A 24,058-nucleotide genomic window follows, 5' to 3' on the forward strand; every position below is an offset into this window, starting at 1 on the left:
GCGCGCGGCCGTCGTTCAGTCCAACTGCAGAACGAACCCTCCCCGCGCCGGCAATGTCAGATCCAGCGGCTTGCCCGGATCGAGCGCGATCCGGCGGCTGGAGAACCCGAGGGCATCGTCGCCGTCGGCGATCAGCGTTCCGCGCACCGGCTTGCCGCCGAGCGCGCCGAGGTCCAGCGAGAGCTTGCGCGGCGCGGCGTCGGCGTTGATGCCGGCCACGAACCAGCGGCCGCCGCCCTGGCGCGCGAACACCGCGTAGCGGCCCGGCCAGCCGCCGATGAAACGGCTGTCGTCCCACGCCGCCGGCAACGCCTTAAGGAATGCACGCACGTACTCCGGCGCCTGCGCCATGCCCTCGGGCGTTTCGGCGTAGTGCTGGACGCCGGAGACGAACAGCACCGACTCGGCCAGCTCGAACGGCGCGGTGGTGCGGCGCTGCACGCGGTCGTTGAGCTTGACCAGCGCCATCGGCGTGAAGTCCATCGGGTCGAACACGTTGCGCGCGAACGGCAGCGTCGCCGCGTGCGCCGGCACCTGGTCGGCGTTGGCCTGCTCGAAGGTGGCGAACTCCAGCCCGCGCACCGACTCCATCGTCATCAGGTTCGGCCAGGTGCGCTGCCAGCCGCGCGGCAGCGTGGCGCCGTGGAAGTTGATCTGGAAGCCGTAGGGCGCCGCGTCGCGCAGGATGTCCAGGTAGTAGGCGATCATCGAGGAACCGTCGCCGCCGAAGAAGTCGATCTTCAACCCGGCCACGCCGGCCGCCTTGAGCTGCTCGAACTGGCGGATGCGGCTGTCGTGGTCCAGCAGCAGGCTGCGCGGCGTCTGCGGCGCCTCGTTCCACGCGCCGGCGGAGTTGTACCAGACCAGGATCGCCACGCCCTTGCCGCGCGCGTAATCCACCAGCTCGCGCAGGCGCGGCATGCCGATCTGGGTGTCCCACAGCGCATCGATCAGGGTGTAGCCCCAGCCCATCGAAGCAGCGTAGTCGATGAAGCGCTTCTGCACGTCGTAGACGGTGGACGCATCGCCCAGCAACGGCCAGCTCCACGACGCCTTGCCCGGACGCGGCGCCGACGGCAGCGCGGGATCGGGCGGATCGGCCAGGTCGGTGCCGAGCGTGGAATCGGCGATGCCCGCCAGGCTGCCGACGGCGATGATCCGCCACGGCGAACGCCATGGGTAGGCCTCGATCCACGGATCGGACGCGCCGCCCGGGACCACCTCGCGCGGGTCGGGAAAACCGATGCGGTACTCGCCCGGCACGTCGCCGTCGAGCAGGCGGCTGCCGGCATCGCCGCGACGCAGCGTGCCCTCGCTCAGCAGCACCCAGTCGTCGCCGGCGCGGAACAGCGCCGGGAACACCCAGCCCACGCTCAGCGGCGACGGCGTGCCGACCGGTACGTCCTGCAGGTAGTACTCCTCGTACGAAGGATTGGTCCTGGCGAAACCGGTCTGCGCCACCGACATCGGCTGCAGCCAGCCATGCGCCTGCCGCGGCAGGCGGAACGCCGCCGCATCGCGGCGCAGCGTGCGCAGTCCCGGTACCGCCTCCGGGATGCCGTAGCGGAAGGCCGCGCCATCGTTGGAGACCTGCCAGACCACGTCCAGGCGAGCGCCATCGGCCGTGCGCCAGTGGAACACGCGACGGTTGCCGCGGTAGTGGTTGTGGCGGCGCTTGCCGGACAGCAACTCGTAGTCGTCGCTGAGCGCTTCCGGCGCATCGGCCCCGGCGAACGCCAGCCCGCGCGACAGGTCGGCCCCCTCGCCCACCAATCCCAGCGGCGAAGGCGCGATCACTTCGCGGCCCTGCCGCAGCAGGCGGTAGTTCGGCCGGCCGTCGGCGTCGCGCGACATTTCCACGCGCAGTTGCCCGTCCGGGCTCTCGACCGTACCCAGCACGTCGGCGGCGAAGGCCGGCGCCGCCATGCCCAGCAGCGCCGCGGCCAGCCATGCCCCGCACCGGAAGGACATCGCGCTCATGGCGCACCTCCCTGCTTGCGCTGCCGGCTGGCGAACAGGCGCTGCAGCAGGCAGAACACCAGCAGCAGCACGCCGATGGCGATGCGCGTCCACCACGAACTGAGCGTGCCGTCGAACACGATCAGGGTCTGGATCAGCCCCAGGATCAGCACGCCGAACAGCGTGCCGAGCACGTAGCCGCTGCCGCCCGCCAGCAGCGTGCCGCCGATCACCACCGCGGCGATCGCGTCCAGCTCCAGCCCGAGCGCGTGCAGGCTGTAGCCGCTGAGCATGTAGAAGGTGTAGACCACGCCGGCCAGCGCCGCGCAGAAGCCGCTCAGCGCATACACCCGCACCTGGGTGGAGGCGACCGGCAGGCCCATCAGCAGCGCCGATTGCTCGTTGCCGCCGATGGCGTACACGGTGCGCCCGAACCGGGTCATCCCGGCCAGCAGCGCCCCGCCCGCCACCACGGCCAGGGCCACCACCGCCCCGACCGACAGCGACGCGCCGAAGCCCACCGGCAAGCGCAGGCCGGCGACCGCGACGTAGAAGGGATGGTCGATGTTGATCGAGTCGACGCTGATCAGCGTCGCCGCGCCGCGCGCCAGGAACATGCCCGCCAGCGTGACCACGAACGGCTGCAGCCGGTAGCGTTGGATCAGCGTGCCCATCAGCGCGCCGAAGCCGGTGCCCAGCGCCAGCACCAGCGGGATCGCCGCCAGCGGATGCCAGCCGTGGTCCTGCACCAGCGTCGCGGACAGCACCGTGGTGAAGGCGATCACCGCGCCCACCGACAGGTCGATGCCGCCGGTGAGGATCACGAAGGTCATGCCGACCGCGACGATCAGCAGGAACGCGTTGTCGATCAGCAGGTTCAGGAACACCTGCGGCGACAGGAAGCCGTCGTACAGCACCCCGCCGGTGGCCGACATCGCCACGAACAGGGCGACCGTCACCGCCAGCGACAGGTAGCGCGGATCGCGCCACAAGCGCACCAGCCCGCCCGGCGCGGCCATCATCGGGATCGCGCTCATCGTCCTTCCTCCTTCGCCGGCCGCACCGCCCAGCCGCGCACGCGCCTGCGGAACTCGGCCGACTGCAGCAGCATCACCGCGAACACCAGCACCGCCTTGACCACCAGGTTGACCTGCGGCGGCACCCCGATCGCGTAGATCGTCGAGGTCAGCGTCTGGATGATCAGCGCACCTACCAGGCTGCCGGCCAGGCTGAAGCGGCCGCCGCCGAGCAGCGTGCCGCCCAGGCTGACCGCCAGGATCGCGTCCAGTTCCAGCAATTGCCCGGCATTGTTGGCATCGGCGCTCTTGACGTTGGAGCTGACCAGCAGCCCCGCCAGGCCCGCGCTGAAGCCGCAGAACACGTACAGCGCCAGCGTGATCGCCCGCGCCCGCACGCCGGCCACGTGCGCGGCCAGCGGGTTGTGCCCGATCGCGCGCACGAACAGGCCCAGCGCACTGCGCCCGAGCAGCAGTTGCAGCGCCACGAACACGCCCGCCACCACGAACAGCGAGAACGGCAGGCCGAACAGGAAGCCATTGCCGAGGAACGCATAGGGCGCGTAGTAGACGGTCAGGATCTGGCCATCGCTGATGAGCTGCGCGATGCCGCGCCCGGCCACCATCAGGATCAGCGTGGCGATGATCGGCTGCATGCCGGCCTTGACCACCAGCAAGCCGTTCCACAGCCCGCACAGCGCCGCCACCGCCAAGGCCGCGCCGATCGCCGCAGCCAGCGGCACCAGCCCTTGGCCGTCCCCGCTTCCTTGCAGCCGCGCGATGGTCCAGGCCGCCACGGTCGCCGCGATCGCCAGCACCGCACCGACCGAGATGTCCAGCCCGCGCACCGCGATCACCAGCGTCATGCCCAACGACACCAGCACCAGCGGCGCAGCACGATTGCCGATGTCCACGAGATTGCCGTACAGGTGCCCGTCGCGCCATTCCAGCGCCAGGAAACCGGGATTGAACAGGCCATTGCCGGCCAGCAACAGCGCCAGCGTCAGCAACGGCCAGAACAGCGGCTGCGCCACGCAGCGCTGCAATCCCTGCCGCCAGCGCGGCGTCGAGGTGGACGGGGAAGAAGACGTCATCTCGTTCATCACCTCACCACGCCCCGGCACCCATCGAAGCGCATGACCATGCTGTTGCTGTTGCTGTTGCTGTTGATTTTGCTTTTCGCCTTTGACTTATCGGGGCCCCTCCGAAGCGGCGGAGACAATGGGAAAAACCCGAAGGGCGGCGCACAAGGATGTGCGCCGTTTTCGGCCGCGACAGGATGTCGCGTCCGAAAATCCCATTGACTCCGCGGACCCGCAGCAAAGCTGCGGGCGCGCAGGCGGGGTGTGCTTTCTTTTGGTTACTTTTCTTTGCACAAGCAAAGAAAAGTGACTCGCCAAGGGCGAAAGCTTTGGCTTTTATCACCAAAGGCCCCAAAGGCAACGTCCCTGGATCCCCGCCTTCGCGGGGATGACGGTAGAAAGATGGCAGAGAACGATCAGGCAGTATCAAAGACACTGGGTTACCGCCTTCGCGGGAACGACGAGAGTAAAGATCATCAGGCTGCGCCCGTACCCTCATCCGCCCTTTCGGGGCACCTTCTCCCGAGGGGAGAAGGAAAAAATCGCCAGCTCCCCGCCCGTGCGGAGACGATGGTAGAGAGATGGCGCGAGATGCCAGTCCCCTCACCTCAATGCCCCGCAATCATTTCGAGCACCTGCTGCCCATCGCACCCACCCGGCAACTCCCCCACCTTGTGCCGCTCCCGCATCACCGCGATCCGGTCGCACAGCCGCGTCAACTCGTCGATCTCCGCGGAAATGAACAACACCGCCATCCCGCGTCGCGCGCGCCGCACCACCTCGCCCATGATGTCCTGCTTGGCCGCGATGTCGATGCCACGCGTCGGCTCGTCCAGGATCAACAGCGTCGGCTCGGTGGCCAGCCAGCGCGCCAGCACCACCTTCTGCTGGTTGCCGCCCGACAGCGCACCGACCGGCGTCTCGATGCCGGCGGTCTTGATGCCCAGCGCCTCCACGAAGCGCGCGGCCAGCTCGTCCTGCTTGCCGCGCGAGAGCGAACGCCGCCAGCCCATGCGCGCCTGCAGCGCCAACACGATGTTCTCGCGCACCGACAGCTCGGCGACGATGCCCTCGGTCTTGCGCTCCTCCGGGCATAGCGCCAACCCGCGCGCCACCGCGTCGCCGGGGTGGCGGAAACGCTCGCCGCGGCCGCGCACGCGCAACTCGCCGTGCTCGGCACGATCCAGCCCGAACAGCAGCCGCGCCAGTTCGGTACGCCCGGAGCCGAGCAGGCCGCCCAGGCCCAGCACTTCGCCGGCGCGCACGCTCAGGTCGGTCGGATGCAGCTTGCCGCGGCGGCCGAGGCCCTCGGCCTCCACCACCGCCGGCGCATCCCCCGCCACCGGCGCCGCATCATCGCGCCCTTGCGCCAGCGCGACCTCGCGCCCGACCATCGCCGCCACCAGCGCCGGCTGCGGCAGATCGGCCGGCAGGTACTCGCCGACCAGGCGGCCGTTGCGCAGCACCGTGATGCGATCGGATACCGCGTAGACCTGGTCGAGGAAGTGGGTGACGAACAGGATCGCCATGCCGCGCTCGCGCAGCCGCCCCATCACCCGGAACAGTTCGCGCACCTCGCCCTCGTCGAGGCTGGACGTGGGCTCGTCGAGGACCAGTACCCGCGCCGACACGCCCAGCGCGCGCGCGATCGCCACCATCTGCTGCACCGCCACCGGGTAGTGCGCCAGCGGCAGCTCGACGTCGATGTCCAGGTTGAGTTCGCCCAGCAACGCGCGCGCGCCCTCGCGCACCTGCTTCCAGTCGATCGCGCCGGTCCAGCGCCGGCGCGGGTAGCGGCCTGCGTAGATGTTCTCGGCCACCGACAGGTTCGGGCACAGGTTCACCTCCTGGTAGACCGTGCTGATCCCGGCGTGCTGCGCCTGCAGCGGCGTCCGCGGCGCGATCGCGCGGCCGTCCAGCTCGATGCGCCCGGCGTCGGGCGCGACCACGCCGGTCAGCAGCTTGATCAGCGTGGACTTGCCCGCGCCGTTCTGCCCCATCAGCGCGTGGATCTCGCCGGCGCGCAGGCACAGGCCCACGTCCTCCAGCGCCACGGTGGCGCCGAAGCGCTTGCCGAGGCCGCTGGCCTGGAGTGCGATGGCGCTCATCTCAGTACTTGCGCTTGGGCAACTCGGCCGCGGCCTGGTCCTGGGTGAACACGCCCTCCTCGACCACCACCCGCTTCGGCACCGGCTTGCCGGCCTTCACGTCGCGGATCAGCTGCGCCAGCTGCGGGCCGAACAGCGGGTTGCACTCCACCGTGGCATTGAGCTTGCCGGCCTTCATCGCCTCGAACGCGCCGTGCACGCCGTCGATGGAGACGATGCGGATGTCCTGGCCCGGCTTGAGCCCGGCTTCCTCGATCGCCTGGATCGCGCCGATCGCCATGTCGTCGTTGTGCGCGAACAGCACGTCGATCTTGTTGCCCTCGGCCTTGAGGAACGCCTCCATCACCTCCTTGCCCTTGGCACGGGTGAAATCGCCGCTTTGCGAGCGCACCACCTGGAAGCGCTTGTCCTGGTCGACGACCTCGTGGAAGCCCTTCATGCGGTCGTTGGCCGGCGCCGAGCCGACCGTGCCCTGCAGTTCCACGATGCGGATCGGGCCGGGCTTGTCCTTGCTGTCGTCGACCAGCCAGCGCGCGGCGCGGCGGCCTTCCTCGACGAAGTCCGAGCCGATGAAGGTGGCGTACAGCGAATCGTCGGAAACCTTCACCGCGCGGTCGGTCAGCACCACCGGGATGTTGGCGGCCTTGGCCTCGCGCAGCACGGTTTCCCAGCCGGACTCGACCACCGGCGAGAACGCGATCACGTCCACGCGCTGGGCGATGAACGAGCGCAGCGCCTTGATCTGGTTCTCCTGCTTCTGCTGCGCGTCGGAGAACTTCAGGCGGAACTCCGGCTCGGCCAGCGCCTGCTTCACCGAGGCGGTGTTGGCGGTGCGCCACTCGCTCTCGGCGCCGACCTGGCTGAAACCGACGGTGATCCGGCCCTCGTGCGCAGCCGAGTCGCCGCCGCGCGAACAACCACCGGCCAACACGGCCAGCGCCAGTACCGCACCCAGAACGAAACGGTTCTTCATGCTCCCTCCCTCGTTTTAGTTGGCCCGGTCGCGCGGCGCGCCCTCCAGCGCGTCGCGCGAGGCTGCCGGCGAACCCCTTCCGTTCGCCGGCGGGCGGATCAGGCCGCCGTGTAGGCGGTCTTCACCGTGGTGTAGAACTCCACCGCGTAGCGTCCCTGCTCGCGCGGACCGTAGCTGGACGCCTTGCGCCCGCCGAACGGCACGTGCGGGTCCACGCCGGCGGTCGGCAGGTTGACCATGACCATACCCACCTGCGCGTGCCGCTTGAAGTGCGTGGCGTGCTTGAGCGAGGTGGTGCAGATGCCGGCGCACAGGCCGAACTCGGTGTCGTTGGCCAGCGCCAGCGCATGATCGTAATCGTCCGCGCGCAGCAGCGCCGCCACCGGCCCGAAGATTTCCTCGCGCGCGATGCGGTCGCCCGGCTTGGCCGCGAACAGCGTCGGCGCCAGGAAGTGGCCCTGGGTCTTCCATTCCACGCGCTCGCCGCCGAACAGCAGCTCGCCGCCGTCCTCGTGGCCGGCGCGGATGTAACGCAGGTCGGTGTCGAGCTGCGCGCCGCTGGCGACCGGGCCGATGTCGATGCCGGCCTGCAGCGGATCGCCGACCTTGACCTTGGCCAACCGCGCCCGGGTGCGCGCGACGAACTCGTCGTAGACCGCGCCTTCCACGATCAGCCGGCTCGAGGCGGTGCAGCGCTGGCCGGTGGAGAAGTAGGCGCCGTTGACCGCGCATTCCACCGCCTTGTCCAGGTCGGCGTCGGCCAGCACCACCAACGGGTTCTTGCCGCCCATCTCGAGCTGGATCTTCAGCCCGCGCGCGGCGGCCTGCTTGAGCAGCGCGTTGCCGGTGGGCACCGAGCCGGTGAAGGTCAGCGCGTCCAGCTTGGGATGCTCGACCAGCGCCTGGCCGACCGTGCGGCCGGCGCCGATGACCATGTTGAACACGCCTTCCGGCAAACCGGCGCGGCTGAGGATCTCGGCGATCGCCCAGGCGCAGGCCGGCACGATCTCGGCCGGCTTGAACACCACGGTGTTGCCGTAGGCAAGCGCCGGCGCGATCTTCCAGGCCGGGATCGCCAGCGGGAAGTTCCACGGCGCGATGATGCCGACCACGCCCACCGGCTCGCGGGTGATCTCCACGTCCACGCCGGGGCGGGTGGACGCCAGCTTCTCGCCGGGGATGCGCAGCGCCTCGCCGGCGAAGAACTTGAAGATCTGCCCGGCGCGCGCGGCCTCGCCGATGCTCTCCGGCAGGGTCTTGCCTTCTTCCAGCGCCAGCAGGCGGCCCAGCTCCTCCTTCCGCGCCAGGATCTCGCTGCCGACGAAGTCGAGGATGTCGGCACGCTGCTGCGGATTGCTCAGCGCCCACTTCGGCAGCGCCGCGGCGGCGGCCTCGACCGCCTGCCCGGTGAGCGCGGCGTCGAGCATGCCGTACTCGCCGACCGGAGAGGCCAGGTCGGACGGGTTCTCGTCGGCGTGGTCGCCGCTGCCGTCCACCCACTGGCCGGCGATATAGCTCTTGAAACGTTGGCTCATCGAACTCTCCTGCAATCAAGGCAAATCGGCTCCATCCCCTTCCCCCGCCCGCTCGGGAAGGCGCCCGGAGGGCGGATGGGGGCGATGCACGAAAACTCCCTCATCCGGTGCTTCGCGCCGCCTTCTGCCGCAAGCGGGAGAAGGAGCCGTTGCCTTCTTCCCGCTTGCAGAAGAAAGGAAACGTCACAGCGCGCGCACGCCGCCGAGCGCGAAGCCGGACGCCGCCGTGCCCAGCGGGTTGACCAGCGGCGCGCCCAGCTCCGGCAGGTCGATCTCGAAACGGTCGCCCGGCTGCACCTTCACCTCGTCGGCGAAGCTCAGCGTCGCGGTACCGAAGAAGTGCAGGTGCACGTCGCCCGGGCGGCGGTGCGCGGCGTACTTGAAATGGTGGTACTCGAGGTTGGCCAGCGAGTGGCACATGTTGGCCTCGCCGGTCAGGAACGGCTTTTCCCACACCACCGCGTCGCCGCGGCGGATGCGGCTGACGCCGCGCAGGTCGCGCGGCAGCTCGCCGCTGCGCAGCTCCGGCCCGATCGCGCAGGCGCGCAGCTTGGAATGGGCCAGGTACAGGTAGTTCTGGCGCTCGGTGACGTGGTCGGAGAACTCGTTGCCGATCGCGAAGCCGAGCCGGTGCGGCGTGCCGTCCGGGCCGATCAGGTACAGCCCGACCAGTTCCGGCTCCTCGCCGCCGTCGAGCGCGAAATCCGGCGAGGGCAGCGGCGCGCCCGGCGCGACCACGATGCCGCCATCGCCCTTGAAGAACCATTCCGGCTGCGCGCCCGGCCCGCCATCCTTCGGGATGCCGCCTTCCACGCCCCACTGGAACATCCTCATCGAGTCGCTGAGCGTGCCGGCATCGGCCTGCTGCTGCAGCTTCTGGTGCATCGCATCGCGCGCGGCGGCGCTGCCCAGGTGGGTCAGGCCGGTGCCGGTGACCAGGCAGTGCGCCGGATCCGGGTGGTGCAGCGGGCTCAGCACGCGCCCGGCGGCGAGCAGCGCCGCGTAGTCCAGCTCGGCGGTGCCGCCCTGCGCCTCGGCCTGCTGCTGCAGCGAACGGCTGGCGGCGATCGCTGCCGTCGCCAGTTCGTAGGTGGAGGAAACGCCGTCGAGCAGGCGCACCCGCTGCCCGTCTGCGGCTACCACGCCTACCCGCACCGCACCGGCGTCATCGTGAAGCTGGATCAATCGCATCGTGTCGCACCCTGCTGTCGAGAAGAGCCGGGCCGCCCGCCGCGCGTCCGGAGGCCTTGCGGTGCCGGGGACTTGTCGCGGAGCCGGGAGAACCGGAACCGCCCTATTCTGCGATTGCCTCGGATATACAACAAATATAGATTTAGCCAATATCTATGCCAAACCTGGTATCCGAAGACTCCTCATGCCCGCCTCGCCCTGGTTCCTGCGCGCCCGCCTCAAGACCCGCCAGTTGATGCTGCTGATCGCCATCGACGAGGAAGGCAACATCCACCGCGCCGCCGAGGTGCTGAACATGTCCCAGCCGGCGGCCTCCAAGCTGCTCAAGGACCTGGAGGACATGATGGGGGTCTCGCTGTTCGAGCGGCTGCCGCGCGGCATGCGCCCGACCTGGTACGGCGAGAGCATGATCCGCCACGCCCGCATCGCCCTGTCGAGCCTGGGCGAGGCCGGCGCGGAGATCGAGGCGCTCAAGGCCGGCCACGCCGGCAGCGTCGCCATCGGCGCGATCGCCGGACCGGCGATGACGCTGCTGCCGCCCGCGCTGGCGCGCATCACCCAGCAGCACCCGGACCTGCGCGTGTCGCTGCTGGTGGAGAGCAGCGACGTGCTGCTGGAGCGGCTGGCGCAGAACAAGCTCGATTTCCTGGTCGCGCGCCTGTTCGCCCGCCACGACAAGAGCCACCTGCACTACGAGGCCCTGGCCGAGGAGGAAGTCTGCGCGATCGCGCGCCCGCAGCACCCGATCCTGGCGCTGGAGAAGCCCGGCCTGCACGACCTGTCGCAGGCCGCGTGGATCGTGCCGCCGGAAGGCAGCGTGCTGCGCCACCGCTTCGAGCTGATGTTCCAGAGCGCCGGCCTGGAACCGCCGCGCCAGGTGCTGGGCACCGCCGCCCTGATGTTCCTGACCAAGATGCTGCAGGAGAGCGACTACCTGGCGGTGGTGCCGGTCGACGTGGCGCGCCACTACGCCGAGCACGGCATGGTGCGGATCGTCCCGGTGGAGCTGTCGTGCCGGATGGACTCGTTCGGCATCATCACCCGCACCGACTGGCTGCTCTCGCCGGGCGCGCAGACCGTGCTGTCGGCGATGAAGCAGGTGGCTGCGCAGGTGTATCCGGGGTGACTCGGAGCTCGGAGCTCGGAGCTCGGAGCTCGGAGCTCCAAAACAGGCTCTTTGGCCTCGATTGCCCATCAAGTGTTTTTTAGGTTTTTTGCGCCGATTTTTGGCTTTTTTGTGGGAGGGGCTTCAGCCCCGACAGAGGGCCAGTAAAGCCTGTCGGGACTGAAGTCCCTCCCACAACAGTACGCGACCCGAAGTGAGCTTGTTGCTTTACCGAGTCCCGGGTCCCCGGCCCCGAGTCCCGGCCCTTCCGGGCCCCGGCCTCTCAATCAAAAAACGCCTCAACCACCTTGCGCCGCCCCAGCATGAACGCGTCGGCCACGTGCCGCAGCGGGGCCAGGTCGACGTCCGAGCGGCCGGCCTGGATGATCTCGGCGAAGCGCTCGTAGAGCATCGGATACTCCCGCTCCGGCGCCTCGTGCACCAGCTTGCCGTCCACCGACAGCTTGGCGCCGCCCTCGGACAGCACCATCTCGCCGGCGTCGGTCCGGGCCACGATGTCCCAGCTCTGCTTGCCGGTCTGGCGCCAGTCGAATTCGGCCTTCAGGTCCAATCCGTCGGCGTCGGTGAAGTCGATCGACGCGGCGATCGGCGCGGCGCGGTTCTCGGGGAACTCCAGCATCGCGGCGGTGGCGAACACCGGGCGCGGCAGGATGCGGGTGACGATGGACAGCGCATTGATGCCCGGATCGAACACGCCCAGGCCGCCGGCCTGCCAGATCCATTCCTGGTTGGGATGCCACTGGCGCACGTCTTCCTTCCAGGTCACCCGCATGGAGTGGATCCGGTTGCCGGCGAGGAAGGTCCTTGCCGCCTCGACGGCCGGCGCATAGCGCGAATGCCAGCTGGCGAAGAGCGATACGCCCTTGGCGGCGGCGAGCGCTTCCAGGTCGGCCACTTCCGAGAGCGTCGCGCCCGGCGGCTTTTCCAGGAACACGTGCTTGCCGGCCGAAAGCGCCTTCACCGCCGCCTCGTAGCGGTACTGCGGCGGCATGCACAGCGAGACCGCCTGGATGCCGGGCACGGCGGCCAGCATTTCGTCGATCGTCTTGAAGTTGTCGATGCCGTCGACCGTCCCGTGGCGGCTGGCCGCCGCGATGAGCTTGTAGTCCGTGTTGCCGGCGACCGCCGGAAGATGCTGGTCGCGCACGATCTTGCCGACACCGACGATTGCGAGATTGATCTGGGACATAGCTATAGCCTTTGCGAGATGGACGCATATCGATATCCATATATATATCGATAATGCGGATATTGTTATTTTTACAATATCAATATGCCCGGTAGGATCGCCGCCGTAAAGCGTTCCGGCCGGGCATCCGGCGGGACGACGCTCCCCCGCACCACCCGCACGAGGATTCCGCATCCATGGGTTCACCCAAAAAACCGTCCAGGCGCAGCCAGGACTGGTTCGGCCGCGAAGGCAAGCAGGGTTTCTACTATCGCAGTTGGCTGAAGGGCCTCGGCCTGCCGCACGACCTGTTCGACGGCCGTCCGGTGATCGGCATCTGCAACACCTGGTCGGAACTGACCCCGTGCAACAGCTCCTTCCGCGAGCTGGCCGAGCACGTCAAGCGCGGCGTGTACGAAGCGGGCGGCTTCCCGCTGGAGTTCCCGGTGATGTCGCTGGGCGAGACCCAGGTGCGCCCCACCGCGATGCTGTTCCGCAACCTCGCCAGCATGGACGTGGAAGAATCGATCCGCGCCAACCCGATCGACGGCGTGGTGCTGCTGATGGGATGCGACAAGACCACCCCGTCGTTGCTGATGGGCGCGGCCAGCGTGGACCTGCCGACGATCGGCCTGTCCGGCGGCCCCTCGCTGTCGGGCAACTGGCGCGGCCAGCCGGTGGGCTCGGGTACCGGCGTGATCCAGATGTCGGAGATGGTGCGCGCCGGCACGCTGAGCCAGGACGAGTTCGTCGAGGCCGAGGCCTGCATGCAGCGCTCCAAGGGCAGTTGCATGACCATGGGCACCGCCTCGACGATGGCGAGCATGGTCGAGGCGCTGGGCATGTCGCTGCCGGAGAACGCCGCGATCCCGGCCGTGGACGCGCGCCGCTTCCGCCTGGCCCACCTCACCGGCCGCCGCATCGTCGAGATGGTGAAGGAGGACCTGCGCATGTCGAAGATCCTCACCCGCGCCGCCTTCGAGAACGCGATCAAGACCAACGCTGCGATCGGCGGCTCGACCAACGCGGTGATCCACCTGCTGGCGCTGGCCGGCCGCATCGGCGTCGACCTCAAGCTCGGCGACTGGGACGAGCTCGGCTCGCGCCTGCCGTGCCTGGTCAACCTCAAGCCCTCCGGCCAGTACCTGATGGAGGACTTCTACTACGCCGGCGGCCTGCCCGCGGTGCTGCGCGAGATCTCCGGGTACCTGGACCTGGGCGTGGTGACCGCCAACGGCCGCACGCTCGGCGAGAACATCGCCGACGCGCCGTGCTGGAACCGCGACGTGATCCGCCCGCTGGCCGAGCCGTTCAAGACCGAGGCCGGCATCGCCGTGCTGCGCGGCAACCTGGCGCCGGACGGTGCGGTGATCAAGCCCTCGGCCGCCTCGCCGCACCTGCTGCAGCACCGCGGCCGCGCGGTGGTGTTCGAGGACATCGAGGATTTCAAGAAACGCATCGACGACGAGGCGCTCGACATCGACGAGACCTGCGTGATGGTGCTCAAGAACTGCGGCCCGCGCGGCTACCCGGGCATGGCCGAGGTCGGCAACATGCCGCTGCCGCCGAAGCTGCTCCGCCGCGGCATCACCGACATCGTGCGCGTCTCCGACGCGCGCATGAGCGGCACCGCCTACGGCACCGTGGTGCTGCACACCTCGCCCGAGGCCGCCGCCGGCGGCAACCTCGCGCTGGTGCGCGACGGCGACTTCATCGAGCTCGACGTGCCCGGCCGCCGCCTGCACCTGGACGTGTCCGACGAGGAGCTCGCGCGCCGCCGCGCCGAGTGGACGCCGCCCCCGGCGCCCATCCGCGGCTGGGCCAAGCTGTACGTCGACCACGTGCAGCAGGCGCATCTCGGCGCCGACCTGGACATCCTGGTCGGAGGCAGCGGCGACCGCGTCACCCGCGACTCGCACTGAGGCGCGCCATGGCCTCGATCGTCCGCAGCGGCCCGGTGGAATGCCTCTGGCCATTGGAGGCGACGCTGGGCGAAGGCGCCTGCTGGTCGCCGCGCGAGCAGGCGCTGTACTTCGTCGACATCCTCGGCAAGCGCCTGCACCGCTACACGCCCGACGGCGGCGCGACCCGCAGCTGGACGTTCGACGAGGAAATCTCCGCGGTCGCCGAGCGCGCGCAGGCGCCGGGGCTGCTGGTCAGCCTGCGCCACGACTTGGCCTTCTTCGATCCGGACAGCGGCACGCTGACGCGCCTGCACCGGCCGGAACCGGAGCGGCGCCACAACCGGTTCAACGACGGCAAGTGCGACGCGCGCGGCCGTTTCTGGGCGGGCAGTACCGACTACGCGTGCACGGCCTCCACCGGCGCGCTGTACCGATTCGACGGCAACGGCCGCTGCGCCCGCCATCTCGACCAGGTGCACATCGCCAACGGCCCGACCTGGTCGGCCGATGGCCGAACGATGTTCTTCAACGAGACCGGCCACGCGCGCACCTGGGCGATCGACTTCGATCCCGACAGCGGCACGCTCGGCGAACGCCGCCTGTGGCTGCAGCACGACGAGGCCAGCGAAGGCGCGCCCGACGGCATGACCACCGACGCCGCCGGCCACGTCTGGATCGCGCGCTGGGGCGGTAGCGCCGTCACCTGCCACGACGGCGAAGGCACGCAGTTGGCGAAGATCGAGCTGCCCACCGCCCACGTCACCAGTTGCGCCTTCGGCGGCCCGGACCTGCGCACGCTCTACATCACCACCGCCACGGTCGGCCTGGACGAGGCGCAACGCGCCGCCCAGCCGCTGGCCGGCGGGCTGTTCGCGGTCGAGCTCGACGTCGCAGGCGTGCCTGCGCACTGCTTCGCCGGATAACGCGCTTCCGTTCCAGGCACCTGCCTGCCCCGTTCGCCGCAGCTGCGGCCTCCGCCTCCGCGGAAGCCCACTCCTGTGGGAGCGGTTTCTTGTGGGAGCGGCTTCAGCGGTAAAGCCCCATCGCGGCTGAAGCCGCTCCCACAAAAGCCGCTCGATCCGTCCCGCTCCCATCGCCCCGCGCAGGCGAGGACCCAGCGACTTGAGCCGTTGCAGCGGCAAGATCCCATCTACGTCCAGCCTCCGCATAGCGTTCCGGCGTTCCACCGGGTGCGCGCAATGGATCGCAAGCCCCCGTTCTCCCCTCGCCTTTGCCGGGAGGCGACGGTCGTTTGGCAGGACAACTGAAGCCGGTCGAGATCGGACGCCCGGGGTTGGCGCCATCGGGCGCGAACGGGCAAAACCCTTCACCAAGACGGCTCCCGGCCATGCGGAGCCACTTCCCATTCCAACCTCCGCCGAGGCGCGCCTCCTCCCGCATGTCATGCACGTTTGTGCACATTAATTCACGTTTTCATGTAATATCATTTGATTCCCCTGCATCCACTGCCGAATCACGCATCCATGTCCGCCAGCGCCAACACCGCCATCCGCGCGACCCGCGCGATGTTCCTGCTCTCGGGCATCGCGATGGCCGCCTGGGCCCCGGTCGTGCCCTACATCAAGTCGGACTTCGGCCTGGACGCCGGGGAACTGGGATTGGTGCTGCTGGCGTTCGGCGCCGGTTCGATAATCGCCATGCCGCTCGGCGGCCTGCTCAGCCATCGCTTCGGCAGCCGCCGGGTGATCGTGGCCAGCGCGCTGGCGCTGTGCCTGGGCCTGCCGGCCATCGCGCTGGCGCCGAGCGTGCCGCTGCTGGTACTGGCCCTGCTCTACTTCAGCGGCTCGCTCGGCATGCTCGACGTGGCGATGAACGCCCATGGCGTGGATGCGGAAAAGCATGCCGGGCGCGCGGTGATGTCCAGTTTCCATGGACTGTTCAGCCTCGGTGGGCTGGTCGGCGCCGCCGGCATGAGCGCATTGCTCGGCAGCGGCCTGCCGCTGCTCGCGAGCACGCTGCTGGTATCCATGCTGCTGTTCGCGCTGCTGCTGTGGCAACGCGGCGGGCTGATGGTGCAGGCACCGCCGGCGGCGGAGTCGGTACCGCTGCGCCTGCCGCATGGGCCGGTGCTGACGCTCGGCGTGTTCTGCTTCATCGTGCTGATGGCGGAAGGCGCGATGCTCGACTGGAGCGCGGTGCTGTTGCGCGACCACCACGGGCTGCCCGCCGCCAGCGCCGGGCTCGGCTATGCCGCGTTCTCGGTGGCGATGGCCGCGGGCCGGTTCACCGGCGACCACCTGGTGGGACGCTTCGGCCCCGTGCGCATCGTCGCGATCGGGGCGGCCCTGGCGGCCAGCGGCCTGCTGCTGGCCACCCTGTCGTCGGGAGCGGGCGCCGGCCTGCTCGGCTGCGTGCTCACCGGCCTGGGCGCGTCCAACCTGATCCCGGTGATCTTCGGCAGCGCGGGGCGCCTGCCCGGCACCTCCCCGGCCGTCGCGCTTGCCACCCTCACCACCCTCGGCTACACGGGCCTGCTGGCCGGGCCGGCCCTGATCGGCTTCCTGGCGCATGCCAGCAGCCTGCCGGCCGCGCTGGCGACGGTGGCCGCATTGCTGTTGCTCGTGGCCACCGGCGCACGCCTGGTCCGCCGCTGACTCCCTTCCCACCGGAAAACCCTGATGAGCGCACCTCCCACCTCCCGGCCCTCCATCGACACCGTGGTATTCGACCTGGGCGGCGTACTGATCGATTGGGACCCACGCCACCTCTATCGCCAACTGTTCGACGACCACGATGCGATGGAGCGCTTCCTCGCCGACATCTGCAGCCCGCAATGGAACCTGCAGCAGGACGCGGGCCGCCCCTGGCGCGAGGCCGTCGCCGAACTCAGCGCGCGCCACCCGGCGCATGCGGCGCTGATCGCCGCCTACCACGCGCGCTGGCCGGAGATGCTGGCCGGCGAGATCCCCGGCAGCGTGGCGATCCTGCACGAGCTGCACGAGCGCGGCCTGCGCCTGTACGCGCTCACCAACTGGTCGCACGAGACCTTTCCGGTGGCGCGCGAGCGCTTTCCGTTCCTGCGATGGTTCGAGGGCATCCTGGTCTCCGGCGAAGAGCGCTTGATCAAGCCGGACCCGGCGATCTTCCGGCTGTTGCTGTCGCGCTACGGGATCGCGCCGCAGCGCGCGGTGTTCATCGACGACGCCCCGCACAACGTCGCCGGCGCGGCTGCCGAAGGCCTGCATGCCGTGCGCTTCCGCGACGCTGCCCAGTTGCGCCGCGACCTGGTCGCGCTCGGGCTGCCGCTGCGCGCGGAGGAGCCGGCGCCATGAACGCACCGGCCGACGTACTGCCGCAGGAACGCCAACAGGCGATCCTGCGGCGCCTGCGCGAACAGGGGCGCGTGGTGGCCGCCGAGCTCGCCATCGCGTTCGGCGTTTCCGAGGATTCGATCCGGCGCGACCTGCGCGAGCTGGCCGCGCAAGGCCTGTGCCGCCGCGTCTACGGCGGCGCACTGCCGCCGACGCCCACCTTCGCTCCCCTGGCGCAGCGCCAGGGCGAACACCCCGCGCGCAAGCATGCGCTCGCGCGCAAGGCGGCGGCGCTGGTACGGCCCGGGCAGGTGCTGCTGCTCGATGCCGGCTCAACCAACAGCGCCATCGCCGCCGCCTTGCCGGAACGGCAGCGCCTGACCGTGGTCACCAACGCACCGGACATCGCCCAGTGCCTGATGGCGCGCGAAGGCTTCGAGACCCTGCTGGTCGGCGGCCGCATCGACCCGCGCATCGGTGCCGCGATCGGCGCCCAGGCGATAGAGCAGCTCGGCCGGGTGCGCGCCGACCTGTGCTTTCCCGGCGCCTGCGCGATCGATGCCGAGCGCGGCCTGTGGGGCGTGGACAGCGAGGAAAGCCTGTTCAAGCGCGCCATGATCGCCGCCAGCAGCGAGAGCGTGGTGGTCGCCACCAGCGACAAGCTCGGCACGCAGGCGGCCTACCAGGTCGCCGCGACGGAGGCCATCGACCACCTGGTCGTGGAGCACGACGCCGCGCCGGCACAACTGGAACCGTTCCTCGCTCGCGCGGTGCAGGTGCACGTCGCCGGCCCGGCCGAAGATGCGGCCTGACGCCGCGCCATCTCGGCCGTGCGCCGGCACGCCGCAAGAAAGAAGGGCGGCCATGGCCGCCCTTCGCTTCACGCCCGGATCTCAACCCTGCTTCGGGTCGGGTCCGTACATGTTCGGCCCCGGGGTTCCCTCGAAGCACATGAAGACCAGCACGATGAACCCGCCGACGTAGGGGATGAGGCTGAGCAGATAGAACCAGCCCGACTTGCCCTGGTCGTGGAAGCGGCGTACCGACACCGCGATCGAGGGCACGATCATCGCCAGCACGAACAGCCCCAGCACCACCAGGACGAAGACGCCCAGCGGCCCCATCTTGCCCTCGCTCCCCCCGGCCACGCCGCCGATCACGGCAAGGATCCCGAGCGCCATCACCACGAGGGTGTAGAACAGCATGAACATCCAGTATTCCTTGCGCCGGGAGCGGCCATTGAAATCGGCGTAGCGTTTCAACGGCATCAGCATCCAATCCATTTGAAGCATCCTTTTTTAATTGACTGCCCGATTGCAGCGGCGCGGGATATTGCCACACGGGCGCGACAATTTCAGGCCCCGCCGGCGCGGACCGACCGGGCGTACGGCCCGGCAGCGCAAGATCGCCAGGATCGGCAAAAGCCGGCTTATCCCGCCACTTCCAGCGCCTGTGCCAGCCGCTCCACGGCGAAGATCTCCATGCCTTTGACCGTCCCGGCCTTGGGCGCGTTGGCGCGCGGCACGATCGCCCGCTTGAAGCCGTGCGTGGCCGCCTCGCGCAATCGTTCCTCGCCGTTGGGCACGGGGCGGATCTCGCCGGACAGGCCGATCTCGCCGAACGCGATGGTCTTCCCCGCCAACGGCCGGTCGCGCAGCGAGGACAGGATCGCCAGCAGCGCCGGCAGGTCCGCCGCGGTCTCCTGCACGCGGATGCCGCCGACCACGTTGATGAAGACGTCCTGGTCGCCGACCATCACCCCGCCATGCCGATGCAGCACCGCCAGCAGCATCGCCAGCCGGTTCTGCTCCAGCCCCACCGCGACCCGGCGCGGATTGGACAGCGGCGACGCGTCCACCAGCGCCTGCACCTCCACCAGCAGCGGCCGCGTGCCCTCGCGGGTCACCATCACGCAGCTGCCCGGCTGGTGCGCGCTGCCGCCGGACAGGAAGATCGCCGAGGGGTTCGGCACTTCCTTCAGGCCCTTCTCGCCCATCGCGAACACGCCGAGCTCGTTGACCGCGCCGAAACGGTTCTTGAACGCGCGCAGCACGCGGAACCGGCTGCCGCTGTCGCCCTCGAAGTACAGCACCGCATCGACCATGTGCTCGAGCACGCGCGGCCCGGCGATGCCGCCCTCCTTGGTGACGTGCCCGACCAGGAACACCGCCGTGCCGGTCTCCTTGGCGTAGCGCACCAGCCGCGCCGCGCTCTCGCGCACCTGGCTGACCGAACCGGGCGCGGCGGTCAGCGACTCGCTCCACAGGGTCTGCACCGAGTCGGCCACGATCAGCTTTGGCCGCGCGCTGCTGGCATGCTGCAGGATCTGCTCGATGCAGGTCTCCGACAGCGCGTTGAGCCCGTCCAGCGGCAGGTCCAGGCGCACCGCGCGCCCGGCCACCTGCCCCAGCGACTCCTCGCCGGTCACGTACAGCACCGGCAACTGCGCGGCCATCCTGGCCAGCGCCTGCAGCAGCAGCGTCGACTTGCCGATGCCCGGATCGCCCCCGACCAGCACCACCGCCCCCTCCACCAGCCCGCCGCCGAGCACGCGGTCCAGCTCGCCGATGCCCGTGGAGACCCGCGCGTGCTCGGCATGCTGCACGTCCTTCAGCGGGGTGATCTTCGGCGCCTCGACCACGCCCGCCCAGCCGCTGCGGCGCGCGGCGGCCGGCGCCTTCCCGCCCGCCGCCGCGCTCTCCAGCACGATCTGGCTCAACGTGTTCCAGGCCCCGCACTCGGCGCACTGCCCCTGCCACTTGCTGTACTCCGCACCGCATTCGTTGCAGAGGTACGCCGTTTTCGCCTTTGCCATGGACCTGCACCACTCGGAAGCCTGGCCGGCAAGCATAGAAGCTGCCGGTCTCAGATGGCGAGATGGTGGCGCCGTCCCCTGCCGCGGCGGCTCAATACGCGCATGGCGATCGAGAATTCGCCCAGCGGCGTCGGATGCAGGAGTTCAAAGTACTTTTCCATCGCTCATCCGTGCGACCGTCAACTTCCGCCCATTCCCGCGGGCGAATCGATCAATCTCCCGAGCAAGTCCAGCAGGAAGGGTTCGGCCTGGACCTCGTAGCGGAACTCGCGGTCCTCTGCCACGGCGACCAATGCCTCGCCTTGCATGATGAGACTGCGCAACGGAACTCGTGCATGCGGCGCGCCGCGCACATAGAACATGCCCTGCTCGCGGAAGATCACCGTGAAGTAATCCTCCGGGTTGCCCTCCTCGAACCGGCCCACGCGCAGGGATTCGATCCGCCCCTGCTCGAACAGGACCTCAATGCGATCCCGACCGTCATGGCGCAAGACGACCGCCCTCGAGGCGATGTCCGCCATGGCGGAAAACAGAATGCGGTCGCAGGCCGCACCGCTGTCGACCTGGCATGTCTCGCCGGCCGCAGCGAACCTGATCGTGCCACCATCGTCGGACAGCATGAAATCATCCGCCCGGACCAGTTCAGGGTCCCCATAAGGGGCGACATCCAACCACAGGCCGGGCTCTTTTCCATGGACCAGGCCGATTCCCGTCACCAGTGCCAGCTCCGGCATGCGCGGGATGTAGGTCAATGCCGAGTTTTCGGGGTCGGTTACCTTCTTCACGCGAGAGTCGGCCAAGGCTCTTCCACAACCCGATTCATCGATCCCATCCAGCTTGCCAGGGCTCCAGGCGCTCCTTCGCCATCCAGCCGGTAATCCTCAAGCAAAGCGTATCAATACCTGAAGCATCCCACGCCCAATCACTGCGACCATCGACGGAAGATCCCGCTCCTGACCCGAGAGCGATACATCGGTCCGAACGCTCAAGCCACCTGAACCGGCATCTCCCGGAACTCGAAGTAACGCTGCAAGTCGGCCTTTATCTGCTCGCGCTCCCCGTCGGCGACACGAGCCCCATCGTCCCAGAGGGAAATCGACTTCTCCACGACCAGCCGCCGCGGGATGATCAGGTCGCAGATCAACGATCGCCCAGCGTGATGGTAGAACACGCCCTCGCCCCGGTAGACGATCTTGAAATAGGCGACACCTCCCGCGGCCGAAGGCAGCGACACCATGCCATCCAGCTGCTGCGACAGTTCGCGGGCATAGGCGATCCGATCTTCCTTCGGATCGCCATGGTGCCCATTGGCACGAGAACCCATTCAGCCCCCCACCCTTGGAGCAGTGGAAAAGATCGCCTCGATCCCGACGATTCCCTGCAAGTCCCTGCTGTTCATCATGGCACCTTTTCAGCGCGCTGGAATTCCCTGCATCTCATTCCAAGCCGTCGATTCATGACTGCAGCGACGCTCCCACCTTCTCAAAATCCTCCGGATCCAAGTCGCCCAGAGATGAATACCGCATCTGAACTACCATCGCAGGCCATCCGAAAGCCTCGCCCGCCGCTGTCGTCACCGATCAGGCAATAGCCGGGACTATACCGGGCCACTTCGAATGTTTCGCTGCGATCCGCCAAATCCTCGATCCGGTAAACGACGACTTCCGAAGGCGTTTCGAATCCGTCCGCCGGCTTGCCGATACAACTCCACCAACGCGGGAGGCAGCCAGGCACGCCGGAGCTCATCCAGCCCGGCGGCCGAGGTTGCCACGCGTATACCGCAAAGAGCAGCAAGCTTGCCAATGTCCACTCTTCATCCTCGCCCCGGCCCATGGGATACATCATCAACCGGCACATCATGCATCGGCATTCGCCCTTAGCCCTGGCGCGCATCCAGCAAGTCCCGTGCACGCTGGAGCTCATAATCGAGCATCTCCTGCTGGTCTTCGTCCAGCTCCACAGCCAATGCCCGTTCGAGCAAAGAGTTCGCCCCTTCCGCACGCCCCTGCTCGCGCAGCACGACGCCTTGGATTACCAGGGCCCTTACAAGCCCAATCGCGCTTCCAGCCCGTTCGGCTTCGCCCGTCGCTTGGCCAAGGCACTCCAAGGCCCGTTCGAACTCGCCTCGGTCCAGCAACAGAAGTGCCTTGTTGATCAAATGCGTGGCTTGCTGGCTCATCTCCTGCGTCCGCATTTTCTGGAAAATATTCGTGGAGGCGCCGGAGTGTTGCGCGGCTCCATCCGCCACCGGCTGAAGGATCGAGCCCCAGAACGAGGCGGCCGGCCTCACCGGAGGCACGACAGCTCCTTCCCAGGCAGCCCAAGAGCAAGGATCTGGCCGGATCTCATAGCGAAGCTCATGATCCCCGCCGACGGTCCGTGAGACCTAAGCGTCCCAACGGCTATCCTTCCGCCAGGAATCCTCGCGAGCGAAGCTCGCCGATTCCTGATGCCCAGGCGTCCCTTCTTGCCTTGGGAGCTCCCAGCGGAACCACGAGAAGCTCTACCTGTCGAGGAGACTCCAGGAAGTCGACAAGACTGAAATAGAGCTCCCGGAAATCCTTCCTGAATCCCCCCTCGAATACTTCCAATCCAGGCAACATGGACTTCCGGATTACCACCTGAGTCTCAGGATCCCGTCTTATCAAATCCAGCGGAATCCCTTCGCACCTGAAATCGACAAACTTCGCATCCGAAATATCTAGCGCCCAATCGGTTTCGCGATAGAACGCCTCACGAGCGACGGAAAAATCGTGCAGGACTTTCGAATCGGTAAAGAAAGCCTCCGGAGGCACGTTGATCCCGATCTTTCCAATCTTGCCCGAGAGCCTCACCCGTCGGAAGAACGATGACCAGATCAAGAGTATGGGATTCGTTGCGAGTTCATCGACAACGACGTCCTCGAACACGCAAGGACCGATCTCCGAATTCACCACCTTGCACTTGGTCGCGACTACGCCCTTCACCCGCGTCATCCCTTCCGGAGATTTCGCCAGCGACAAGCCGCAGTTGTCGAAGACGCATCCATTCAAGCCGATGTCCTCGAACGTCGACCCTCCGTCGTCGAAAACCATCCTGAACTCCGATCTTTCGAAGATCCTCATAACTGGCCTAGAACTTCAATCCCTGGACTACACCAACCTCGCGAACAGAGAAAAACCAAGCACGTTGTTCGCCATATCCTTCAGTGTATCGAACTCGGGTACCGACCTGGCGCCAGGCCGCACTTGCTGTACTTCGCACCGCATTCGTTGCAGACGTACGCCGTTTTCGCCCTTGCCATGGACCTGCACCACTCGGAAGCCTGGCCGGCAAGAGCATTGCTGCCGGTCTTGGACGAGATGACGGCGTCACCTCGGCCGCGACGGCTCAATACGGCAGGAACTCGAGCTTCAACTTATGCGCTTCTATCCGCCCGACCAAATCCTCCGACGCAACCATGTACATCCGGAACGCACGATCCCGCGCCAGGTAGAACTTCTGTTTCGCCGGCTTGAACACGGGCCGCGTCAGGATCTTCATCCCACGAATGTTGGAGAACGACGACGCATCGGCATCGACCAGGTCCAACGCGCGCTCGACCCTGCCCGCCAGGTAGTTCCGGCTGCCGCCGCGTAAGTGCAGCACCGCCGATACCGTCACGACACCCTGCCCGAAGGCCTCGGGCATCGACACCACGAACCTTTCGGAAAAGATCGGGATCCCCTTGGTCGTTTGGAGGTAATCGGGCCCCACCCTGTCGAACGTCCCGATGTCCAGGTCCACATCGACGTCCACCCTTTCGACATCGACGGTCGCCACCGGATCGTCCACGAACATCGCGCTGCCGAACTCATCCTCCCCGCGCATGGCGATCGAGAACTCGCCCAGCGGCGTCGGATGCAGGAGTTCAAAGTACTTTTCCATCGC

General features: G+C 68.2%; 22 protein-coding genes. 7 read left to right on the top strand and 15 right to left on the bottom strand.

All coding sequences use genetic code 11. The features are described 5' to 3' along the window. Positions 1 to 15: 15 nt before the first annotated feature. From FD678_RS10665 to FD678_RS10675, 3 genes are read right to left on the bottom strand one after another with little or no spacing between them, the layout of a single operon-like run. Entirely contained in the window at positions 16 to 1,980 is a 1,965-nt protein-coding gene (locus tag FD678_RS10665) for a glycoside hydrolase family 97 protein (RefSeq protein ID WP_140722769.1), read from the bottom strand. Continuing rightward, positions 1,977 to 2,996, bottom strand: a complete 1,020-nt coding sequence (yjfF, locus tag FD678_RS10670; RefSeq protein WP_140722774.1) for a galactofuranose ABC transporter, permease protein YjfF — start codon at positions 2,994 to 2,996, stop codon at positions 1,977 to 1,979. The genes FD678_RS10665 and yjfF overlap by 4 nt, the downstream gene beginning before the upstream one ends. Next, positions 2,993 to 4,069 carry an ABC transporter permease gene (locus FD678_RS10675; RefSeq protein ID WP_218569645.1) on the bottom strand — a complete coding sequence of 359 codons (1,077 nt, stop codon included), beginning with the start codon at positions 4,067 to 4,069 and terminating at the stop codon, positions 2,993 to 2,995. Before FD678_RS10675 ends, yjfF begins: the two co-directional genes overlap by 4 nt. Before the next feature lie 42 nt (positions 4,070 to 4,111). Between FD678_RS10675 and FD678_RS20235 the strand changes: the two genes are divergently transcribed. Beyond that, entirely contained in the window at positions 4,112 to 4,279 is a 168-nt protein-coding gene (locus FD678_RS20235) for a hypothetical protein (protein WP_177497688.1), read from the top strand. 386 nt (positions 4,280 to 4,665) lie between these two features. Here the strand turns inward: FD678_RS20235 and FD678_RS10680 are convergent, their stop codons facing one another. The 4 genes from FD678_RS10680 to araD1 form a co-directional block, all read right to left on the bottom strand. Beyond that, positions 4,666 to 6,165 carry a sugar ABC transporter ATP-binding protein gene (locus FD678_RS10680; protein ID WP_140722780.1) on the bottom strand — a complete coding sequence of 500 codons (1,500 nt, stop codon included), beginning with the start codon at positions 6,163 to 6,165 and terminating at the stop codon, positions 4,666 to 4,668. A 1-nt stretch (position 6,166) separates the two neighbouring features. Beyond that, positions 6,167 to 7,138 (bottom strand): ABC transporter substrate-binding protein, encoded by a 972-nt coding sequence (locus FD678_RS10685; protein WP_140722783.1) that lies wholly within the window; start codon positions 7,136 to 7,138, stop codon positions 6,167 to 6,169. Between the two features lie 98 nt (positions 7,139 to 7,236). Next, the gene (locus FD678_RS10690; RefSeq protein ID WP_140722786.1) at positions 7,237 to 8,673 is read right to left on the bottom strand and encodes an aldehyde dehydrogenase family protein; all 1,437 of its coding nucleotides are present in this window, start codon (positions 8,671 to 8,673) and stop codon (positions 7,237 to 7,239) included. 183 nt (positions 8,674 to 8,856) lie between these two features. Further along, the gene (araD1, locus tag FD678_RS10695; RefSeq protein ID WP_140722789.1) at positions 8,857 to 9,864 is read right to left on the bottom strand and encodes an AraD1 family protein; all 1,008 of its coding nucleotides are present in this window, start codon (positions 9,862 to 9,864) and stop codon (positions 8,857 to 8,859) included. Positions 9,865 to 10,048: 184 nt separating this feature from the next. On the opposite strand from araD1, the gene FD678_RS10700 reads away from it, so the two are divergent. After that, positions 10,049 to 10,990 (top strand): LysR family transcriptional regulator, encoded by a 942-nt coding sequence (locus tag FD678_RS10700; protein WP_140722792.1) that lies wholly within the window; start codon positions 10,049 to 10,051, stop codon positions 10,988 to 10,990. Between the two features lie 262 nt (positions 10,991 to 11,252). Here FD678_RS10700 and FD678_RS10705 read toward each other — a convergent pair whose 3' ends face one another. Continuing rightward, entirely contained in the window at positions 11,253 to 12,179 is a 927-nt protein-coding gene (locus tag FD678_RS10705) for a Gfo/Idh/MocA family protein (RefSeq protein ID WP_140722796.1), read from the bottom strand. 176 nt (positions 12,180 to 12,355) lie between these two features. Between FD678_RS10705 and FD678_RS10710 the strand changes: the two genes are divergently transcribed. From FD678_RS10710 to FD678_RS10730, 5 genes are all read left to right on the top strand, one after another. Further along, positions 12,356 to 14,080, top strand: coding sequence for an IlvD/Edd family dehydratase (locus tag FD678_RS10710; protein ID WP_140722799.1), 1,725 nt, complete (start codon positions 12,356 to 12,358; stop codon positions 14,078 to 14,080). An 8-nt stretch (positions 14,081 to 14,088) separates the two neighbouring features. Beyond that, the gene (locus FD678_RS10715; RefSeq protein WP_140722804.1) at positions 14,089 to 14,985 is read left to right on the top strand and encodes an SMP-30/gluconolactonase/LRE family protein; all 897 of its coding nucleotides are present in this window, start codon (positions 14,089 to 14,091) and stop codon (positions 14,983 to 14,985) included. A 561-nt stretch (positions 14,986 to 15,546) separates the two neighbouring features. Continuing rightward, entirely contained in the window at positions 15,547 to 16,677 is a 1,131-nt protein-coding gene (locus FD678_RS10720; protein ID WP_140722807.1) for an MFS transporter, read from the top strand. 24 nt (positions 16,678 to 16,701) lie between these two features. After that, on the top strand, positions 16,702 to 17,355 hold the full coding sequence (locus FD678_RS10725) for an HAD family hydrolase (RefSeq protein WP_177497740.1): 654 nt from the start codon (positions 16,702 to 16,704) through the stop codon (positions 17,353 to 17,355). Next, entirely contained in the window at positions 17,352 to 18,146 is a 795-nt protein-coding gene (locus FD678_RS10730; protein WP_140722810.1) for a DeoR/GlpR family DNA-binding transcription regulator, read from the top strand. Before FD678_RS10725 ends, FD678_RS10730 begins: the two co-directional genes overlap by 4 nt. 81 nt (positions 18,147 to 18,227) lie before the next feature. Here the strand turns inward: FD678_RS10730 and FD678_RS10735 are convergent, their stop codons facing one another. From FD678_RS10735 to FD678_RS10765, 7 genes are all read right to left on the bottom strand, one after another. Beyond that, positions 18,228 to 18,617 (bottom strand): DUF805 domain-containing protein, encoded by a 390-nt coding sequence (locus FD678_RS10735; protein ID WP_140722813.1) that lies wholly within the window; start codon positions 18,615 to 18,617, stop codon positions 18,228 to 18,230. Between the two features lie 146 nt (positions 18,618 to 18,763). After that, positions 18,764 to 20,149 (bottom strand): DNA repair protein RadA, encoded by a 1,386-nt coding sequence (gene radA, locus FD678_RS10740; protein WP_140722816.1) that lies wholly within the window; start codon positions 20,147 to 20,149, stop codon positions 18,764 to 18,766. 179 nt (positions 20,150 to 20,328) lie between these two features. Further along, complete coding sequence (locus FD678_RS10745) at positions 20,329 to 20,934, bottom strand: hypothetical protein (RefSeq protein WP_140722819.1); 606 nt, start codon at positions 20,932 to 20,934, stop codon at positions 20,329 to 20,331. Positions 20,935 to 21,134: 200 nt separating this feature from the next. Next, the gene (locus tag FD678_RS10750) at positions 21,135 to 21,473 is read right to left on the bottom strand and encodes a hypothetical protein (protein ID WP_140722822.1); all 339 of its coding nucleotides are present in this window, start codon (positions 21,471 to 21,473) and stop codon (positions 21,135 to 21,137) included. Between the two features lie 552 nt (positions 21,474 to 22,025). Next, the gene (locus tag FD678_RS10755; protein WP_140722826.1) at positions 22,026 to 22,328 is read right to left on the bottom strand and encodes a hypothetical protein; all 303 of its coding nucleotides are present in this window, start codon (positions 22,326 to 22,328) and stop codon (positions 22,026 to 22,028) included. Between the two features lie 223 nt (positions 22,329 to 22,551). After that, positions 22,552 to 23,223: a hypothetical protein gene (locus tag FD678_RS10760; protein ID WP_218569646.1), complete on the bottom strand. Its 672-nt coding sequence runs from the start codon at positions 23,221 to 23,223 to the stop codon at positions 22,552 to 22,554. Between the two features lie 295 nt (positions 23,224 to 23,518). Then, on the bottom strand, positions 23,519 to 24,055 hold the full coding sequence (locus FD678_RS10765; RefSeq protein WP_140722834.1) for a hypothetical protein: 537 nt from the start codon (positions 24,053 to 24,055) through the stop codon (positions 23,519 to 23,521). Positions 24,056 to 24,058: the final 3 nt, after the last annotated feature.

The organism is Pseudomonas sp. Hp2, from assembly GCF_006386585.1.
In the GTDB taxonomy this organism is placed as follows: Bacteria; Pseudomonadota; Gammaproteobacteria; order Xanthomonadales; family Xanthomonadaceae; genus Pseudomonas_S; species Pseudomonas_S boreopolis.

Coding starts and splice junctions, on each gene's coding strand:
- FD678_RS10665 (WP_140722769.1), bottom strand. CDS start 1,980: ATGAGCGCGATGTCCTTCCGGTGCGGGGCATGGCTGGCCGCGGCGCTG.
- yjfF (WP_140722774.1), bottom strand. CDS start 2,996: ATGAGCGCGATCCCGATGATGGCCGCGCCGGGCGGGCTGGTGCGCTTG.
- FD678_RS10675 (WP_218569645.1), bottom strand. CDS start 4,069: ATGACGTCTTCTTCCCCGTCCACCTCGACGCCGCGCTGGCGGCAGGGA.
- FD678_RS20235 (WP_177497688.1), top strand. CDS start 4,112: ATGACCATGCTGTTGCTGTTGCTGTTGCTGTTGATTTTGCTTTTCGCC.
- FD678_RS10680 (WP_140722780.1), bottom strand. CDS start 6,165: ATGAGCGCCATCGCACTCCAGGCCAGCGGCCTCGGCAAGCGCTTCGGC.
- FD678_RS10685 (WP_140722783.1), bottom strand. CDS start 7,138: ATGAAGAACCGTTTCGTTCTGGGTGCGGTACTGGCGCTGGCCGTGTTG.
- FD678_RS10690 (WP_140722786.1), bottom strand. CDS start 8,673: ATGAGCCAACGTTTCAAGAGCTATATCGCCGGCCAGTGGGTGGACGGC.
- araD1 (WP_140722789.1), bottom strand. CDS start 9,864: ATGCGATTGATCCAGCTTCACGATGACGCCGGTGCGGTGCGGGTAGGC.
- FD678_RS10700 (WP_140722792.1), top strand. CDS start 10,049: ATGCCCGCCTCGCCCTGGTTCCTGCGCGCCCGCCTCAAGACCCGCCAG.
- FD678_RS10705 (WP_140722796.1), bottom strand. CDS start 12,179: ATGTCCCAGATCAATCTCGCAATCGTCGGTGTCGGCAAGATCGTGCGC.
- FD678_RS10710 (WP_140722799.1), top strand. CDS start 12,356: ATGGGTTCACCCAAAAAACCGTCCAGGCGCAGCCAGGACTGGTTCGGC.
- FD678_RS10715 (WP_140722804.1), top strand. CDS start 14,089: ATGGCCTCGATCGTCCGCAGCGGCCCGGTGGAATGCCTCTGGCCATTG.
- FD678_RS10720 (WP_140722807.1), top strand. CDS start 15,547: ATGTCCGCCAGCGCCAACACCGCCATCCGCGCGACCCGCGCGATGTTC.
- FD678_RS10725 (WP_177497740.1), top strand. CDS start 16,702: ATGAGCGCACCTCCCACCTCCCGGCCCTCCATCGACACCGTGGTATTC.
- FD678_RS10730 (WP_140722810.1), top strand. CDS start 17,352: ATGAACGCACCGGCCGACGTACTGCCGCAGGAACGCCAACAGGCGATC.
- FD678_RS10735 (WP_140722813.1), bottom strand. CDS start 18,617: ATGGATTGGATGCTGATGCCGTTGAAACGCTACGCCGATTTCAATGGC.
- radA (WP_140722816.1), bottom strand. CDS start 20,149: ATGGCAAAGGCGAAAACGGCGTACCTCTGCAACGAATGCGGTGCGGAG.
- FD678_RS10750 (WP_140722822.1), bottom strand. CDS start 21,473: ATGGGTTCTCGTGCCAATGGGCACCATGGCGATCCGAAGGAAGATCGG.
- FD678_RS10755 (WP_140722826.1), bottom strand. CDS start 22,328: ATGAGCCAGCAAGCCACGCATTTGATCAACAAGGCACTTCTGTTGCTG.
- FD678_RS10760 (WP_218569646.1), bottom strand. CDS start 23,223: ATGGTTTTCGACGACGGAGGGTCGACGTTCGAGGACATCGGCTTGAAT.
- FD678_RS10765 (WP_140722834.1), bottom strand. CDS start 24,055: ATGGAAAAGTACTTTGAACTCCTGCATCCGACGCCGCTGGGCGAGTTC.